Source organism: Nonomuraea sp. NPDC050394 (assembly GCF_044459065.1).
Classification (GTDB): domain Bacteria; phylum Actinomycetota; class Actinomycetes; order Streptosporangiales; family Streptosporangiaceae; genus Nonomuraea.
This window is the reverse complement of the sequence record NZ_JBITIO010000002.1, coordinates 901,459-918,833: the sequence shown is the minus strand read 5'-3', so window position 1 is coordinate 918,833 and position 17,375 is coordinate 901,459. Positions and strand designations below refer to the sequence as shown.

Below are 17,375 nucleotides of genomic sequence, written 5' to 3'. Positions count from 1 at the left end.
GACAATGGGTTCATGCAACACGTGAGAACCGGAGCCGAACGGCTGGCCAACGACCCCACGCTCGTCCCCGGCGAGCGGATCGGCCTCATCACCAACCCGACGGGTGTCCTGCCCGACCTGACCCCCACGCTGGAGGCGCTGCTGGCGGCCGGAGCGCCGGTCACCGCGCTGTTCGGGCCCGAGCACGGCATGCGCGGCACCGCCCAGGCGGGCTTCAGCGAGAAGGACGCGCTCGATCCCAGGACCGGACTGCCCGTCTACGACACCCACCAGATCTCCGGCGACGAGCTGGACGCCGTCGTGGCCGCCTCGGGGGTGGACACGCTGGTCTTCGACATCGCCGACGTCGGCACCCGCTTCTACACCTACATCTGGACGATGTACGACCTGCTGACCTCCGCCGCCCGGCTGGGCGTGCGCTTCGCCGTCCTCGACCGGCCCAACCCCCTCGGCGGGACCGTCGTCGAGGGCCCCCTGCTCGACCCCGCCTTCGCCAGCTTCGTCGGCCGCTTCCCGCTGCCGATCCGCCACGGCAGGACCGCGGGGGAACTGGCTCTGGCGTTCGACCCCGACGTGCTGGTCGTCGAGATGGACGGCTGGACGCGCGAGATGTCCTACGCCGAGACCGGGCTGCCCTGGGTGATGCCGTCGGTCAACATGCCGACCGTCGACACCGCCCTGGTCTACCCCGGGACCGGGTTGTTCGAGGGCACCAACTTCTCCGAGGGCCGCGGGACCACGCGGCCCTTCGAGCTGGTCGGCGCGCCGTACGCGGACGAGCGCTACGCCCGCGAGCTCAACGCACTCGGCCTGCCCGGCGTGCGCTTCCGCGAGGTGTACTTCACCCCCACCTTCCAGAAGCACGCCGGGACCACCGTCTGCGGCGTCCAGCTGCACGTGCACGACCGGCGGGCCTTCCGCCCCGTGCTCACCGGCCTGTCGATGCTCCACCTGGCGCGCACCCTCTACCCCGGCGACTTCGCCTGGTGGGGCCCCAACCTGTTCATGGAGCACCTGTGGGGGTCCGACACGCTCACGCGCTGCCTGGACGACGGCGGCGACCCCCGCGAGCTGTGTCCTGACCCTAGCCTCCCCGATGGCCACCTGCTCTACCCCAGCTCGCGGCGGTAGAGCCAGAAGACGCGTTCGGCTCGCGCGCCCACGGCGCGCGAGTAGAACCGCAGGGGTCCCACCCACCCGATCTGCGCGTGGGACTGCCCCTCGTCGCGCTGGCAGGCCAGCGCGCGGCGCAGCAGCACCCGGCCCACGCCCAGCCCCTGCGCCGCCGGAGCGGTGCCCATCGGGCCGAACCAGCCCGGCCGCCCGCCCCACGCCGCGAACGCCAGGATCTCTCCGTCGCGCTCGGCGTAGACGACGCCGTCGGCCGTCTCGGCCTCCCAGGCCCAGCTGTCGTTCCAGTTGCGGCGGGCGAACTCCACGATCGGCCCGCGGTCATCGCCGCCGGTGCTCACGCCGACCCGCACACCCCGCCCGGCCAGCCGGGCCAGGTCCTGCTCCACGGACAGGTCCGTGCCGAGGTCGGCGGTCATGTTCCACGCCACGTGGTAGCGCTCGTAGCCCAGCCGCTCGGCCAGCGCCGCCGCGGGCGTGTAGCGCACGTCGATGCCCGGCCAGGCGTAGCACGGCGGGTTGCCGGCGAAGCGCGCCTGCGTCGCGCCCCGCGCGCGCAGCCACTCCTCGGCCGCGCCCACCAGCTCCCGGCCGCGCCCCTTGCCCTGCTCATCCGGATGTACGGCCAGCAGGTCGATGTGCCCGAGCGCGGCGTCCCGCGTCGACATGGAGGCGAAGACCACCCCGCCGCCCTCGACGATCGCCGTCCAGCGCCGGTCGGCCGGAGGCCGCGCCAGCCGCCTGACCAGCGCCGCCCCCTCCGCGCAGTCGTACGTCAGCGCCGCCCGCGCGATCCGCCCCGCCTCCTCCAGGTCGGGCCCGGCCCCGCGCGTTCCCCCCACGGGCCTCACACCCCGCTCATCGGCCGGGCGATCACGTCGCGGCGCTCGGGGTAGAAGCAGGCGTGCTCCTGCGGCGCCCCCTCGGTCACCTGGAGCACCGGCCGCTCGGTCTCGCAGCGGTCCTGGCGGAACGGGCACCGGCTGGCGAACAGGCAGCCCTGCGCCTCCTGGCTGCCGTCCAGGGCCTCCACGGGCACGACCGGCTGGGCGCCCGGCTCCTCCAGGCCGTGCAGCACCGGGATGGCCGACAGCAGCGACTGCGTGTACGGGTGCACCGGGTCGGCGATCACGGTGTCCACCGGGCCGCGCTCGACGACCTGGCCCCGGTAGATGACGTACATCTCGCCGTCGTCGCCGATGTAGCGCGAGGTCGCCACGTCGTGGGTGATGAACAGCACGCTGACGCCCAGCCGTTCGCGCAGGTCCTTCAGCAGCGCCAGGATGCCCAGCCGCAGCGACACGTCGATCATGGAGACGGCCTCGTCGGCGACCAGCACCTCCGGGTCCACCGTCAGCGCGCGGGCGATGACCACGCGCTGGCGCATGCCGCCGGACAACTGGTGCGGGTAGCGCGACAACACGCTGCCCGGGTCCAGGCCCACCAGCGACAGGACCTCGGCCGCCCGCTCGTCGATCCACTTCTCGTCGCGGCCCGTCTGCTTGGCGCGCAGCTTGAGCGGCGCGTAGAGCGTCTGGTGGATGGTCCGCGTCGGGTTCAGCGCCGAGTACGGGTCCTGGTGGATCATCTGGATGCGCCGGAAGTACGGCTGGCGCTGCTTCGGCTTCAACGACGACATCTCGGTGCCGTTGATGCCGATCTCACCGCCGTCGTAGGTCTCCAGCCCGGCGATGATCCGGCCCAGCGTCGTCTTGCCGCAGCCCGACTCGCCGATGAACGAGACCGCGCCGCCCTTGGGGATCTCGAAGTCCACCCCGCGCAGCGCCCGCACCTCCCGGCCGGCGAGCACGCTGCCCCGCTGCTTGAAGGTCTTGGTGATGCCTTTCCCCGTGATCACGCGTGCTCGCCTTCCCTGGATGGCACCTTGACGGCGCTTTCGACGGCGTGACAGGCCACGATCCGCTCGCCGTACGCCTGGGCCGCCGGGTCGACGGTGTCGCAGACGTCCATGCGCAGCGGGCAGCGCTCGCGGAACACGCACCCCTCCTTCGGCACGGTGGCCAGGGTGGGCGGGCGTCCCGGCAGCGCCTGGGCCTCGTTGATGTCGCCCACCAGGCGGGGGATGGCCCTGATCAGGCCCCTGGTGTACGGGTGCCGCGGGTCGGCCAGGACCTCGCGGGTGGGGCCCTGCTCGACCAGGCGGCCGCCGTACATGACCGCCAGCCGGTCGGCCACCTCGGCCACGACGCCGATGTCGTGGGTGATGACCAGCGTGGTGAGGCCGCGCTCGGCGTGCACCTCGCGCACGATCTTCAGGATGTTCGACTGGGTGATCATGTCGAGCGCGGTCGTGGGCTCGTCGAGCACCACGAGGTGCGCGTTGAGCACCAGCGCCAGCATGATGCCGACGCGCTGGCGCATGCCGCCCGACAGCTCATGCTGGTGGGAGTCCAGCACCCGCGCGCCGTCCAGGCCCATCCGGCCCAGCAGTTCCTTGGCCTCCCTGACCAGGGCGCGCAGGTCCTCCACGCCGTGCGAGCGGCCGAGGTCGAGCAGTTGCTTGCCGACGGTCTTGAGCGGGTTCAGCGAGTTCTGCGCGGCCTGGAAGACGTAGCCGATGTGCCGGCCGCGGGCCTTGCGCAGTTGCTCGCCCCGGAACCCGGCGACGTCGCCGAGCCCGTCGATCTCCACGCTGCCGTGCTGGATGCGGCCGGGCGGCTGGACCGCGTTGAGCAGTGACAGCGCCATCGTGGACTTGCCCGAGCCGGACTCGCCCACGATGCCGGTGATCGTGCCCGGCTTCAGCTCCAGACTGACATCGCGCACGGCGGGCAGTTCGCCCGCCGGGGTCTTGTAGACGACCGTCAGGCCGTCGATGCGCACTCCCGGCGCCTGTTTTGCCACCTCTACTCCTCGCGCAGCCGGGGGTTGAAGATCTCGTCCATGGCGTCGACCACGAGCACGATGCCGAGCGTGAGCAGCAGGATCGCCAGCAGCGGGGCCAGCAGATACCCGAGCGCGTACGGCTGGATCATCGCGCCGGCCTGGAAGACCGCCAGGTTGAGCATGACGCCCCAGTTGTCCGACTCATAGGGCAGGACGCCGAGGAAGAACAGGCCGACCTGCGCGTAGACGGCGCCGGTGACCGCGATGAGCATGTTCATGGCGATGTAGGGCGCCATGCTCGGCAGTAGTTCCTTGCCGACGATGTGCGTCGTGGACAGGCCGAGCCCGCGCGCCGCCTCGATGAAGCCGCGCTCGCGCAGCGACAGCGTCTGCGCCCGTACGGCCCGCGCCACCCCGCCCCAGCCCAGCAGCCCGAGCACCAGGCCCATCTGGAACGGGTTGCCGAACTTCCACACCGTGGCCAGCACCAGCAGCAGCGGCAGACCGGGGATGGTGAGCTTCATGTCGGTGACCCGCATGAGCACGGTGTCCCAGCGGCCCCGCTTGAAGCCGGAGAACAGGCCGAGACCGGTGCCGACGACGACCGTGATGACCGCGGTCACCGCCGCGCTGAGCAGGACGTAGCGCGAACCCTTGATGACCAGCGCGACCACGTCGCGGCCCTGCGGGTCGGTGCCGAACCAGTGCTCCCAGCTCGGCGGCTGGGTGATGGCGTTGGCGTTGTCGGGAAGGATGTCCGGATAGAACATCGGGCCGAAGATGCCCATGAACGCGAAGCCCAGGATGATGACGACGCCGACCATGCGGCTGGGCTTGCGCTTCATGACGCGCCACACGCCGTGCCAGAAGTTGCGGCGCATGGTGGCGCTCGTGCTCGTGCTCTCCAGAATGACGCTCATGAGACCTCCTCCCCGCTGCGCACCCGCGGGTCGATCACGGTGTAGAACAGGTCGGCCACGATGTTGGCCACGATGACCGAGGCGGTGATCAGCAGGAACGCGCCGCCCATGAGCGGGTAGTCGCGCAGGTTGATGCTGTCGATGAGCAGCAGTCCCAGACCCGGGTAGTTGAAGATCTTCTCGATGAAGACGGCGCCGCCGAGCAGCAGGCCGAGCGAGAGCGCCAGGATGGTGAACAGCGGCAGGATCGCGTTGCGGGCGATGTAGCGGAAGACGATCGAGCGCTTCATCCCGCGCAGCTCAGCGGCCAGGATGAAGTCGTCGCCGAGCACCGTCACCACACTCGACTTCATCGCCAGGATCCAGCCGCCGTACGCCGACAGGGCGTAGGTGGCGACGGGAAGGACGGCGTGCTGGGCCAGCGAGCCGAGGTAGCCGGCGTTCCAGCCGGGCTCGAACAGGATGTCCACCGGGCTGTCGGGCGGCAGGAGCGGGATCAGCGTCGAGAAGATGACCACCAGCAGCATCGCCAGGATGTACTGCGGGATGCCGTGCAGCAGCGAGCCGGAGATGGCCAGCGCGTCGCCGAGCTTGCCGGTGCGCTTGATCGCCGCGTAGACGCCGAAGATGACGCCGACGAGGAAGCTGAGCAGGGTGCCGATGAGCACTGGGAGAACGGTCCATTTCGCCGCCTCGGCGAGCACGTCCGTGACCGGCTGTCCGGGCCGGGTGATGGAGATGCCGAGGTCGAAGCGGAACAGCCCGCCCATGTAGGCGAGGTACTGCTCCCACATCGAGCCCGAGGGCAGGAAGCCGTACATCACCTTCGTGGCCTGCAGCGCCGCCTCGGGCGACATGCCGCCTTCGAGCAGCTTCTCGTAGCGGGCCGCCACCGGGTCGCCCGGGATGTTGTTGACGATGAAAAAGCTGATCGTCGCGACCACGAGGATCATGACGATCCCGCGGGCCAGGTGGCCCGCGAGACGCCGCGCGATAACCGTCATGGGTGCCTTACTGCTTCTTCTTGACCAGACCCTGCTGGATCCAGACACCCGAGGGAAGGACGCCGGTTCCGAGGCGCAGGACCTCGTCGTCGTGGGGCCAGCCGGTGAAGCGGCTGTTGTTGACGAACTGGTTGTTGACGTAGTCCCAGAGCTGGATGACCGGCAGGTCCTGGTTGGCCGCCTGGGCCAGCTGGCTCATGATCGGCTTGGCCTCGTCGGGGCCGACCGAGTTCAGCTTGGCGGTGAGCTCACCGGGGTTGATCTTGCCGCCCTCGACCTCGATCTGCTCGGGGCTGCCCATCCAGTTGCCGCTCTTGCCCGCGGCTGAGTGCTTGATCTTGCCGCCGACGTTGGCCCAGCCGTTCGAGGCGCCGTAGAGGCGCTGGAAGATGTCGTACGGCGCGGGGCCGAGAGCGATCAGCCAGAAGCCGACGTCGTACTTGCCCGCGGCGAGCTCTTCCAGGTAGACCGGGTAGTCAGCCGTGGTCACGACCTCGGCTTCGATGCCGGCCTTGGTGAGCTGGCTCTTGATGTTCTCCTGCGCCGACAGCCAGTCGGAGAACCCGGCCGGCGCGTGCATGGAGACCTTCCACGGCGAGCCGTCGGCCAGGGTCCACTTGCCGTCCTTCTTGGTCAGGCCGGCGGTCTTGAACTCCTCCTCGGCCTTGGCCAGGTCCGGCTTGTACGGCTCCAGCTTGGGCAGCGTCTCGGGGATCCAGGCGTCGGCCGCCTTCTGGTGGATGCCGCTGGTGGTGGTCGCGGCGGTGCCGCCCTCGGGCGAGGCGACCTTGGTGACCTGCTCGCGGTCGATCAGGTAGGCCAGACCCCTGCGCACGTGCACGTTGTCGTAGGGCTTCTTGCTCTGGTTGAAGGCCATGCTCACGGCGACGGGGGAGTACCCCTTGATGACCTCGCTGCCCGGAGCGGCCTTGATGCGGTTCATGACGTCGGTCGGAGCGGCGACGAAGCCGGAGTGGTCGAGCTTGCCCTGGGTCAGGTAGTTCCAGATCTGCTCGTTGCCGGTGTAGTTGAGGAACTTCACCTGGTCCGGCGCGACGTTGGCGGCGTTGAAGAAGTTCTTGTTCTTGACCAGCAGTGCCTCGCCGGGGTTGGCCCGCTCCAGCACGAACGGGCCGCCGGCGACGTCCTTCTGCGGTGCGAAGGCGATCACCTGCTGGCCCAGCTTGGTGATGTCCTCGCGGGCCTTCTCGGCCTCGGCGCCGTCACCGCGCGCGGTCTTGATCGTGTCCCAGATGGTGGCGGGGACCGCGGCGCTCCAGATGTGGGCGGGCAGGACCGTGGTGTCCAGCACGCCGCGGGCGAACTTGGGGCTCGGGTTGGAGAGGTCCTGCGTGATCTTGACGGTCTTGTCGTCCACCACGGTCACGTCGGCCGCGGCGCCCGCGGCGCCCGGGGTGACGGCGAAGGCCGTGCTGCCCTGCGTGTAGGCGAGGGCGATGGAGAGCTTGACGTCCTCCGCGGTCACCGGCTTGCCGTCCGACCACTTGGCGTTCGGCTGCAGCTTCAAAGTGATCGAGGAGTTGTCCGGCGCGATCTCCCAACTGGCCGCCATCCCCGGCAGGGCCTTGTTGGGGTCGGTCAGGTGGTTGACGACCCAGCCGATCTTCATCGTGGTGTACCCCGGGAAGGCGTTGCCCTTCGGGTTGTACGGGTTCGGCGGCGCGCTCGCGTCGATGCCCGGCCTGTTCACGTCGATCGTGGTGAAGAGCCCGCCACCACCGCCCGAGCCGGACTTGTTGGTGGTGCCGCTGCCGCCGCTACACGCTGTCACGCCGGCCGCAAGGCCCAGCAACGCCACTGCCGCTGCTAGTCGCTTCATTTACCGCTCCGGAGATAGTTCTGGGGTTGTCCGGACCTTATGGGCAGGTGGAGGAGGCGTCAATAATCTCCAGAGGTTGTGAGGTTAATGTAACTTTCCTTCATGGACCCCTTGTGTGGCGCTTGGCGCCATCACTCGATGATAAGGACCGCTGCACCGTTGACCTGCCCGTTTGCCAGATCCATGAGCGCCTGAGCGGCTTCGTCGAAGCTGTAGGCGGTGGTTTTCACGCTCGGCGGGTGCCGGCCGGCCAGGCGCAGGTAGGAGCGTCCGTCCTGCCGCGTGTTGGCGGTGACGCTGCGTAGCACCCGCTCCTGGAACAGGTGGCGGTCGTAGTTCAGGGCCGGGATGCCGGTCAGGTGGATGCCCGCCACGGCCAGCGTGCCGCCCCGGTCGAGCGCCTCCAGGGCGGGCGGCACGAGATCGCCGACCGGGGCGAACAGGATCGCCGCGTCCAGCGGCTCCGGCGGCTCGTGCCCGTCCGCCGAGGCCGCGCCCAGTTCCAGGGCGAGCCGCCTGGCCGCCGGCGACCTCGTGACGACGTGAACCGTGTGGCCCAGCGCGACGGCGGCCTGGGCGGTGAGGTGCGCGGAGGCGCCGAAACCGTAGACGCCCAGCCTGCCACCGGACTCCGGCAGGCCCGCCTTCATCAGGGCGCGGTAACCGATGATGCCGGCGCACAGCAGCGGCGCCAGCCGTTCGGCCGGGACGTCGCCGGGCAGCGGGTAGACGTAGTCGGCCCTGGCCACCACGTACTCGGCGTAACCGCCGTGCGCGTCCCAGCCGGTGTAGGCCGAGTCCGGGCACAGGTTCTCCTCGCCGCGCAGGCAGTACCGGCACCGGCCGCACGTGCTGCGCAGCCAGGCCACGCCCACCCGGTCGCCGCCGCGCACGCGGCCCACCACCTGGTGGCCGGGCGTGACGCGCGGACGGCGCGGCGGCAGGTCGCCCTCGGCCAGGTGCAGGTCCGTACGGCAGAGCGCGCACGCCTCCACCTTGACCAGCACCTCACCCGGCCCCGGCACCGGGACCCGGCGTTCCTCCATGACCAGCGGCCGCCCGGGGGTGTCCACCACCCAGGCGCGCATCGTCCCTACAGGCGGGGTATCGGATCCCATGGCGTGTCCTCATAGACGGTGAGGATGGGGGAGAGGTCCTGCGGCTCGGCGGACAGGACCAGATCGTCCACCTGGCCGACGGGGCTGACGCCCCAGGAGTTCGTGAGGAAGACCGCGGCGAAACCGGTCAGGTCGGCGGGCTTCAGCGTGCGGACGACCTGCGGGATGCCGGCCAGGGGCAGCCGCCGCCGCAGGAGCCGCAGCGTGATGCCCTCCAGCATCGCCGCCTGCGGCCACACGACGCGCGAGCCGTCGAAGCAGCCCAGGTTCGTGATCGTGCCCTCGGAGATCGTCCCGTCGTCGGCGACGAGCAGCGCGTCGTCGAACCCCTCCGCCGCGGCCCTGCGGCCCAGGTGGATGGAGGGGAAACCGCCGCCGTGCTTGATGTGCGGCAGGAAGCGCTGGTACGCCACCGTCATCAGCCGCTGTGGCGCGGACGGCGCGTCGACCGGCGCCCCGGTCGTGACGATGACGTGCAGGCGGCCGGTCAGCACCACGTTCACCCGGACCGAGGCGTCGTGCAGGTCGCCGCCGAGCGCGGCGGCGATCGACTCGACGACCAGGTCACGGTCGACGGGCAGGCCGTAGAGCTCCTCCGTGGCCTGGTCGAGACGGTCGAGATGCAGATCGAGACCACGAACGGCGTGGTTCCTGACCTGCATGGCGGTGAAGTGCCCGCCTCGGGCGGCGATCCCGAGTCCCACGTCGGCGCCGGTCGCGGGCCTGCCGTCGACCACCGCGCGCTCCAGAGCGATCACCCCTCCACCCTATGACCGCGTCAAGGACCCACCCCACCCAGGAGGCACCGAACCGCCCCGGCAGGAGAGACCGAGCCAGTAAACGGCGCTTTGGCCGGTCAAGCAGCGCCGAGCCGGTCGAACGATGCCTTGGCTGGTCGAACGGCGCCTTGGCCGGTCAAGGGGCCCTGGCCGGTCAAGTAGCGGCATGGTCGGCCAAGGGGCTTGGCCGGTCAGGAAGGGACTTGGTGGGTCGAGAAGGGACTTGGTCGGTTATGTGGTGCCTTGGCCGGTCAAGGGGGGCCGTGACGGCGGGTGCCACGTCCGACGTGAGAAGCGACCGTTGCAAGTCGGGTTGTTCACACGCCTCATGCCTGCCTCAGGGTATCCCTGCGGGACGTGCGTAAGCCCCCGGTCATCAAGGGATGCCGGGGGCCACGCGAGGGGCTGAAAGCCTTGTCAGAGGGTCAGTGGGGACGTCTGTCCGGCTTGATGGAGTCGGGCCATGCGGAGTCGGGCCACGCGTAGTAGGTGAGTGTAACTGGGACGACCGCCCCAGGGATGGCCAGCCAGGGGGATAGCCAGGGGGAAATGCCGGATGCCATCAGGGTGAAGGAGACCAGCGCGAACGCGACTCCCGACAGGGTGAGCAGGACTGCGCCATTCAGGGCACGGCGGCGTTTGGCAAGGGTCATGCGGTGTTCTCCTGTGGAAAGCGGGCCGCCCCCGAGGGAGGGGGCTAGCTGAGTTGCACTCGGGGGCGGCCCTTGGGCGGCCCCTGGCCTGGGTTAGGCCAGGGGGGTCGGCACGGGTGCGGCCGGTAGGGGGGCCACCGGGCAGGCGGGGTCAGATGCGGTACCCGGAGGCCCCGTGCGGCCCTGGCCAGGGGTTCGAGGCCAGGGGGTAGGCACGGCTACAGCAGAGGGTGTAGCCGTGCTGGGAGTCATCGCGAACGGGGCATGTACCTTCGACTAGCCCCTGGCGGGCACGGCTCGGCATGGACGCTGGCCTCTATCTCGACACCAGTGGATTCACGCAAGTCGCCCGCGAGGATGTTGATAGTGGTCGTGAAGGATCCGTCCGCGCTTGGGACACGGACGTGCTTCGTGTATCTGACGCGGAGATGGGTCGGGCTGATCAACCGTTCCCCGCCCGCCATCACGGAGATGTCGAGGCAGATTTTGGCCGTTTTGCCTAGAGCCTTGATCACGGCTTCGTAATCGGGTTCGTTCCCCCAGTTCAACGACACTGTCAGCGTTCGCACGCCGCCTGTTGCTGAGGGCGTGGACACCTCCCTCCCTTGCTGCCCGGCAGGCGGATCGTGGCGGGGTGCAGTAGGCAAGGGATGCGGGGTAGTCACTGCGGCTCCCCATGCTGTGGGTCAGTCATCGCGACGCCGTACCAGTAGCCGGAAGGGCTAGGGGCAGCGCACATGGCGTCCAACCGTGCTGCGATCTTGGTAGCTGCCGTTGACGGGTCGTCGCCGGGAACGGAGTCGTAGATCGTGCTCGACGTAGTACGGCCGATGACCCACGAGTACAGGTCAGAGTCACAGCGGATCAGCAGTCCGCGCCAGACCGACACCCAGGCCGGAGCAGCGAAGAACGGCTGCGCGTCGGCATCAACTCCACGGGCAGCAAGTTCCGCGACGAGGCGTTCAGCAACCTCGTACGGGGTTGCGCTTAGCCGTGTCGGGATGTCGCTCTCTGCCCTGATACCTCTAGAGTCCTGCATTGGGTTGCACCTCCAGTGTGCGATCAAGAGCCCGTCCGGCGCGATCATCGCCGTTGACGGGCTCGCCCTTTATGGACATCACGCGGACCGCGTGACACCCGCGAATGAATCCAGGTGAGTTCCCGATCTTCGATCTTCGCCAGTACGCAAATGGGGAATCGTTCGCGATCAAGGCAGCGACGTTCACCCATTAGTACGAGTTCTCCGCGAACTTCGCCTGCTTTGTCCGATAGTGATGCGAGAACACCATTTATGCGCGCTATCGCCCGATCGAGGGTGTAGGCCCTGCCGAAAGCTCCGCCGCGCTTGGTCTCAGTCAGGCAGTAGACGACCGTCCAGTCGTACGCCTCATGGGGGTCATCCATCGGAGCCTCTACTCCATATCTCGTATGTGCACAACCTCGCATGTGCACATACTAAGCATGCTTCCCGTGTTGCTGTCTATGGATCTGTGAGATCATGCGCGCATGGCGGATCACGAGCCGTACAAGCCCCTCTACCTGCAGATCGCCGACGACCTGAGGGCTAGGATCAAGAGCGGCGAATTGGCTCCGGAAACCCGAGTTCCCAGCGAAAGAGAACTATGTGGTCTCTGGGACTGTTCGGCCATTACTGCGCGCCACGCTCTCACGTCGCTTCGCAATGAAGGCTTGATTTACACGCTCAAAGGTAAAGGCGCTTTTGTCGCTCAGCGTCGGCCTCTCGTTCGAGTAGCACCCGATCGTTTTCAACGAAACAACGATCGCGCGGCATATCGCATGGAAGCCGAACGATCCGCCGTCGATATTCAGGTCGAACACGAGACCGAACGGACCGATGCCCCGGCCGAAATAGCGGAGCGACTAGGAATCAGCGAGGGCGATCCTGTCGTCGAAACGTCTTACCGGATCAGCATGGACGGCGAGCCAGTATCGATGAGTGTCACGTGGGAGCCATTGGCGATCACCGACGGGACCGACATCGTGTATCCACACGAGGGCCCATATGCAGGTCGAGGAATTGTCCCGCGATTTGACGCGATCGGCATTCGCGTGGACATGGAAGAAGAATTCGTTTCGGCCCGCATGCCCGAGCCACACGAAGCAATCCATCTGAAATGCCCTCCAGGCGTGCCGGTGATGCAAATCTGGCAAACGTTCTGGGCAGGCGATGTACCGGTAGAAGTGGCGAAGATTATCTTTCGTAGCGACCGGTATGAGTTTAACTATCGCCTGCCGATCACGTAGCACCCCATGAGTGATTCCGACGCCATAGACTCTGCCATCGCCAACGAATGCGGTGACGTCTATCTAGTGCCAGACTCATGGGAAGCGTTCGAGGTCACCTGCACGCGACCGCCAGGCCACGACGGCGAACATAGAGATCGCACTGGGGCGTTCGTGTGGGGCGACTGATGTGAGCTAGGGAGCACAGAGAAAACCGGCATCCCATTGGGGTGCCGGTTTTTGGCGTTTCTCTCACGTTGTGGACAGTCGTTCGCCTCATACTCATCGTCGGATAGCCAGCCCCTTTAAAGAGACATGCGCGTACTATCTCCAGGCCAAACCGTGACCGAGTAATCTACCGGAACGCCCTCTCGATCGCGGGTTAGTGCAACGTGAACGAGTACGCAAGACGAGGGGATAAGGGCAAGAGCCATGGACTCATTGTCGCTTGGATGGCGCGCTTGAATGTATTCCATTGCGGGTAGGAGTTCGCGATCCGTATAGGCAGATAGTGCCTCGCGCCATTCGACATCAAGTGCAGCAGGCTCACTCAATGGCGTATCTTCGCCAACTCCGGGTGCGAGATAGCTCGTCTTTAGCTCTACGGGAGATTTATCCTCATCTACCGTGAGCGTGCGCCTTACGAGAATGCGCATTTCGAGATTGGGTAGCCCTAGGGCCATTGCGGCGTCTGGTGACGCTGCCTCCGTCCGCACCTGTACGACCGTGGGAGCTATCCCTGTTTGTCCTGCACGCGAGAGCACACGCATTCTCGGGAGACCAATCGATGACGGCCTCTCGAACTTTAGGGCAGCGCTCTCTTCTGTCCTTTGCGGACCGGTGGAAAAGTGACCTCTTGTGCTGTCGGCACGCGCATATCCCGATTGGACAAGCTCACTGAGGACACGTCGAGCGGTCGTCGTACTGACCGTCCAACGGACCCCGATCTGTTTCATGGACGGCAGGAGCGCGCCCGCAGGGTAGCCCCGGCCTGACTCGATGTCAGCTATCACCTCATCGCGGATGATCTGCCACAGCGGCGTGGACTCCTGCCCCTCGGATGCGCTTTTGGGCTCTTTAGCCACCTCTGACCCTCCCCTCACGTGCGGAAACTTCCCAACGCGACCTTAGCGCGCACAACTGTGTGCGTCAAACTATGCGTACCCACTTGCGCGCACCCAACATGGCGCGCATAGTTAGGTGCACACAGTTAGACGCACACAGTTGAGCGGGTGGACGGGAGGACTTCAGATGATCGGTTTCGCGAGTGCCCCCCACGCCCGCCTGATCACGGGAGTCCGCCTCGCCGCTGACTGCCTCGACGCTCTGCCTGATGGGTGGCTGCCCGAGGTTGCCGCCACGGTGCTGCTGCTGACTGCCGTGATGCTCCACATGATCGCCGAGGTTCTCCAGAACTGCTCTGACCTGGCCGAAGGGAAGTGATCTCCATGACCCACACCGACACCGCCACCCGTAGGCGACGACTCATCGCGGATCTTCGCGAGTTCGCGACCTACCTGGAAGCCCACGCGCACATCCCGATCCCGCGTTATCTGGACCTGGAGTTTCAGGTCCACACCCGCAATGACACGGATGCCGCCACCGAGGACGAAGCGATCGCAGAGGTTGGGCGGATCGCCGAGCGTCTGGGGGTGCCCGTCACGGTGCGATCAGGCCACCACGTGGCGACGCTGCGCATGGGCCTGGTCGTGTACAAGGCCGTTGCCATCGAGGAACAGGCCCGAGCGGCCTACCGGTCCAGTCTCCGCCCCGACGACTCGGGGGGCGTGAGATGACCGTGGACATCCCCCTGTTAGTCGTCGTGGTGGCGTTCGTGCTGGCTGTCGCCACGCTCATTGCGTTCGTGATCATGGCGATCTCGATTCGCTCTGAGGACAACCGGCGTCGCCTGGTCGGCACGCCGAGTCACACCGAGTGGATGACGCGCCGCCTGGTCGGCGCGTACGCCCGCCGCCATGACCGAACCGCCGCGACTCCGAAGGGAGGTGAACGCCCTTGAAGAACGTCACTGTCCCTCGGTCGGTGCTCGGCGCGTGCCCATGCGGCGCGGCCGTACTGCCTGGTTGCCGTAGCTGTGTGAAGTGCCGTGCCCGCCACCGCTGGCACCGCCGCAAGGCCCTGCACTACGGCATCTGACACCCGCACCGAGTCTCGGAAAGGAGGTGAGCATTGACCATCTCGATTCCCCTGGTTGCCCTGCTGGGCGTGGCCCTGATCATCGCTCTGCGGTACCTCGGTCTGCGCCTGTGGCAGGCCATCGTCTGCACCCTGTTCGGCTTCCTGCTCGCGGCTACTGCGCTGGCACCGGACATCCGGCACGTTCTGACGGGACTGATGGACCTGATCACCGGTCGCTGACATCCGGACCAAGATCATTTAGAGCGAATTTGCCGGCAATTCCATGATCATTTAGCGCTACCGCAGATGGAAGGTAGGGGCCAAGCCCCCAATCTCCCGACAAGCCCCGACACCTGACACCCCCGCACCTATCCGAGCCAGCGCCCGCGCACGCTGGCACCCCGAAGGAGCCGCCCTTGACCCACATCACCCGACCGAAGGAGTTGATCTTTGTTGACCCACCGCCACCCGTACCCGGACGCTGATCTACAGGAGGTTCTCTCCCGCAACCACACCGCCGCCCACTTACTGACCGCGCTTGCGCGGGCCACGCCCGCCCACGCACCCATCTGGGACCACATCCACCTCGCGCTCGTCGATGAGCGCGACATCCTCGCCGAACTCGCCAGTGTGCGCGCCGAGCGCGCCGCCGACCGCCGCCGCCGCGCCGACCTGATCGCCGCCATGCGCGCCACGCTGGCCGCGCACGCCGAGGGTGAGCACGATCCGCTGTTCTACATCCGCGACGAGGTGCAGGCCCAAGAGCGGGCCGAAGCCCGCCGCGCGCCTGGTACCGGTGGTGGCCGATGACCCACCACCGTCGCGTCTCCCGTCACCAGATGCGGCGCAACGCCCGCCGCATGCGCCGCCACGGTATCCAGCCGATCGCCTCGATCACCGATGATCTAGAGCTCGCGCCCCTGCTCATCGGCAGCATCGCGCGCGGGCTGTGGCGCTACCGCTCCGAACTCGCGCCCATGATCACGCTCGCCCTGCTGTTGGGGGCGGGGTGGTTCCTGCACTCCTCCTACCGGCTGTGGTGGCCCACCGTCGCGGGCATCACGGTCATCGTGGCGGCGGCGGTGGTCGTCGCGGGCAGATGGGTCGGTCTCACCCGGCCCGCCGAGCGCGCCTACGCCGCCACCGCCGCCCTGTTCGGGGGCGGGTGGCTGAGTGCGGCCACCACCCTGGGACCGATCACCCCGCCCCTGCCGTTGCTGCTGGCCATCGGGTGTGTGCTGCTGGCCATCCCGTGGTGGGCGCACCGCCGCCGCCGCGCCCGGGTGCGCGTCGAACGCACCTTGGCCGCGTGGCCCGACATCGCCCAAGCCGTCGGCCTGACAGGATCGCGCGTGCAATCGGCGATCGTGGACCTGTGGGGCTACCGGTTCCGTCTCGGTCTGGGACTCGGCCAGACCGTAGAGGACGCCATCACCGCAGTGCCCCGCCTGGAATCGGCGCTCGGCTCCACACGCGGCGGGGTCCGGGTGCAACCGGTGGCCAGCAAGAAGGCCAACCGCGCCGACGTGCGCGTGATCGAAACCGACCCGCACGCCGACGCGATCGCCTGGCCAGGCCCGTCGATCACCTCGATCACCCAACCGGTCAAGCTCGGCCTGTACGAGGACGGAACCCCCGTGCGGGTGCGGCTGCTGCGGCGGCATGGGCTGTTCGGGGGAGTGTCGGGCGGGGGCAAGTCCGGGGGCCTCAACATCCTGCTCGCCGAACTGACCGCATGCCCAGACGTGATCATCTGGGCCATCGATCTCAAGCGCGGCATGGAGCTGCAACCGTGGGCCTCCTGCATCGACCGGCTGGCCACCACTCCGAACGAGGCAGAGACCCTGCTCCGGGACGCGGTGGCCGTTCTGGATGGCCGCGCCGACGATCTCACCAGGCGCGGTAAACGGGTCTGGGAACCGACCCCCGAAACCCCCGCACTGGTGATCATCGTCGATGAGTTCGCCGAACTCGCCGAAGAATCACCGAAAGCGATCAGGTACGCCGATTCCCTCGCTCGGCGTGGCCGTGCCCCTGCGGTCAGCCTCATCGTGGCCACGCAACGCCCGTCCAAGGACGCCATGGGCAAGAGCGCGGTCCGCTCCCAGATGGACGTGCGGGTGTGCTTCCGCGTGCGCGAACCCCGCGACGGTGACCTGATCCTTGGACAGGGCATGGTCAAGGCCGGATGGCACGCCCACCGCCTAGACGCGCCCGGCAAGTTCCTCATCTCCGCCCCCGAGCACGACATCCCCCGCCGCGCCCGCACCTACCTGATCACCGACGCGGGCGTACGGGCCGCCGCCGAACGGCACGCCGAACACCGCCCCCGCCTCGACCCCGTGTCGGCTCACGCCCTGGAGCGCGCGTCTGAAATGGCCGCAGAAGCCCCGGCAGAGCCCGACCGGACGTCACCCCGCCACGCTCGCGCCGATGCCGTCAGAGAGGCTGAGGAGGCTCTCATGGCCGCGCTCCACGCCGCGCCCGCAGAAGGCGTTCCGGTCGGAGACCTGATCCGCGCGGCGGGCAAGGGCCGCCGATGGGTGTACTACCGCCTCGATGAACTGGCACGCGCCCAACGCGCGGTTCAGGTATCGCGCGGGCGGTGGCGGGCCGAGCCTCACAATCCGTAACCGAACCCGCTTGTGCACGTGCACGTTCCCCTCGCGCGTCTGCGCGTATAGGGCACACACGCGCCAT

General features: G+C 67.9%; 17 protein-coding genes. 8 read left to right on the top strand and 9 right to left on the bottom strand.

Translation table 11 applies throughout. The features are described 5' to 3' along the window. Positions 1–12 precede the first annotated feature (12 nt). The gene (locus ACIBKY_RS12255) at positions 13–1,131 is read left to right on the top strand and encodes an exo-beta-N-acetylmuramidase NamZ domain-containing protein (RefSeq protein WP_397096707.1); all 1,119 of its coding nucleotides are present in this window, start codon (positions 13–15) and stop codon (positions 1,129–1,131) included. Here ACIBKY_RS12255 and ACIBKY_RS12250 read toward each other — a convergent pair. From ACIBKY_RS12250 to ACIBKY_RS12215, 8 genes are all read right to left on the bottom strand, one after another. Next, the gene (locus ACIBKY_RS12250) at positions 1,110–1,973 is read right to left on the bottom strand and encodes a GNAT family N-acetyltransferase (RefSeq protein ID WP_397096706.1); all 864 of its coding nucleotides are present in this window, start codon (positions 1,971–1,973) and stop codon (positions 1,110–1,112) included. The genes ACIBKY_RS12255 and ACIBKY_RS12250 overlap by 22 nt on opposite strands. 5 nt (positions 1,974–1,978) lie before the next feature. Next, positions 1,979–2,989, bottom strand: coding sequence for an ABC transporter ATP-binding protein (locus tag ACIBKY_RS12245; RefSeq protein WP_397096705.1), 1,011 nt, complete (start codon positions 2,987–2,989; stop codon positions 1,979–1,981). Continuing rightward, positions 2,986–3,996, bottom strand: coding sequence for an ABC transporter ATP-binding protein (locus tag ACIBKY_RS12240; protein ID WP_397096704.1), 1,011 nt, complete (start codon positions 3,994–3,996; stop codon positions 2,986–2,988). Before ACIBKY_RS12240 ends, ACIBKY_RS12245 begins: the two co-directional genes overlap by 4 nt. A 2-nt stretch (positions 3,997–3,998) precedes the next feature. After that, the gene (locus tag ACIBKY_RS12235; RefSeq protein WP_397096703.1) at positions 3,999–4,898 is read right to left on the bottom strand and encodes an ABC transporter permease; all 900 of its coding nucleotides are present in this window, start codon (positions 4,896–4,898) and stop codon (positions 3,999–4,001) included. Beyond that, on the bottom strand, positions 4,895–5,902 hold the full coding sequence (locus ACIBKY_RS12230) for an ABC transporter permease (protein WP_397096702.1): 1,008 nt from the start codon (positions 5,900–5,902) through the stop codon (positions 4,895–4,897). The genes ACIBKY_RS12235 and ACIBKY_RS12230 overlap by 4 nt, the downstream gene beginning before the upstream one ends. A 7-nt stretch (positions 5,903–5,909) precedes the next feature. Further along, a complete protein-coding gene (locus ACIBKY_RS12225; protein ID WP_397096701.1) occupies positions 5,910–7,742 on the bottom strand; it encodes an ABC transporter substrate-binding protein in 1,833 nt (610 codons plus the stop codon). Positions 7,743–7,873: 131 nt separating this feature from the next. Then, positions 7,874–8,860 carry a zinc-dependent alcohol dehydrogenase family protein gene (locus ACIBKY_RS12220; protein WP_397096700.1) on the bottom strand — a complete coding sequence of 329 codons (987 nt, stop codon included), beginning with the start codon at positions 8,858–8,860 and terminating at the stop codon, positions 7,874–7,876. Next, a complete protein-coding gene (locus ACIBKY_RS12215; RefSeq protein WP_397096699.1) occupies positions 8,836–9,618 on the bottom strand; it encodes an aminotransferase class IV in 783 nt (260 codons plus the stop codon). The genes ACIBKY_RS12220 and ACIBKY_RS12215 overlap by 25 nt, the downstream gene beginning before the upstream one ends. 2,180 nt (positions 9,619–11,798) lie before the next feature. Here ACIBKY_RS12215 and ACIBKY_RS12210 point away from each other — a divergent pair. Continuing rightward, positions 11,799–12,557 carry a GntR family transcriptional regulator gene (locus tag ACIBKY_RS12210; RefSeq protein WP_397096698.1) on the top strand — a complete coding sequence of 253 codons (759 nt, stop codon included), beginning with the start codon at positions 11,799–11,801 and terminating at the stop codon, positions 12,555–12,557. Positions 12,558–12,841: 284 nt separating this feature from the next. Here ACIBKY_RS12210 and ACIBKY_RS12205 read toward each other — a convergent pair whose 3' ends face one another. Then, a complete protein-coding gene (locus tag ACIBKY_RS12205) occupies positions 12,842–13,549 on the bottom strand; it encodes a UTRA domain-containing protein (RefSeq protein ID WP_397096874.1) in 708 nt (235 codons plus the stop codon). A 238-nt stretch (positions 13,550–13,787) separates the two neighbouring features. Here ACIBKY_RS12205 and ACIBKY_RS12200 point away from each other — a divergent pair, with 238 nt between their 5' ends. From ACIBKY_RS12200 to ACIBKY_RS12175, 6 genes are all read left to right on the top strand, one after another. Further along, positions 13,788–13,979, top strand: a complete 192-nt coding sequence (locus ACIBKY_RS12200) for a hypothetical protein (protein WP_397096697.1) — start codon at positions 13,788–13,790, stop codon at positions 13,977–13,979. A 5-nt stretch (positions 13,980–13,984) separates the two neighbouring features. Continuing rightward, entirely contained in the window at positions 13,985–14,332 is a 348-nt protein-coding gene (locus ACIBKY_RS12195; RefSeq protein ID WP_397096696.1) for a hypothetical protein, read from the top strand. Beyond that, a complete protein-coding gene (locus ACIBKY_RS12190; protein ID WP_397096695.1) occupies positions 14,329–14,556 on the top strand; it encodes a hypothetical protein in 228 nt (75 codons plus the stop codon). Before ACIBKY_RS12195 ends, ACIBKY_RS12190 begins: the two co-directional genes overlap by 4 nt. 170 nt (positions 14,557–14,726) lie before the next feature. After that, positions 14,727–14,915 (top strand): hypothetical protein, encoded by a 189-nt coding sequence (locus ACIBKY_RS12185; RefSeq protein ID WP_397096694.1) that lies wholly within the window; start codon positions 14,727–14,729, stop codon positions 14,913–14,915. Positions 14,916–15,125: 210 nt separating this feature from the next. After that, a complete protein-coding gene (locus ACIBKY_RS12180; RefSeq protein ID WP_397096693.1) occupies positions 15,126–15,485 on the top strand; it encodes a hypothetical protein in 360 nt (119 codons plus the stop codon). Continuing rightward, positions 15,482–17,308, top strand: coding sequence for a cell division protein FtsK (locus ACIBKY_RS12175; protein WP_397096692.1), 1,827 nt, complete (start codon positions 15,482–15,484; stop codon positions 17,306–17,308). The genes ACIBKY_RS12180 and ACIBKY_RS12175 overlap by 4 nt, the downstream gene beginning before the upstream one ends. Positions 17,309–17,375 lie beyond the last annotated feature (67 nt).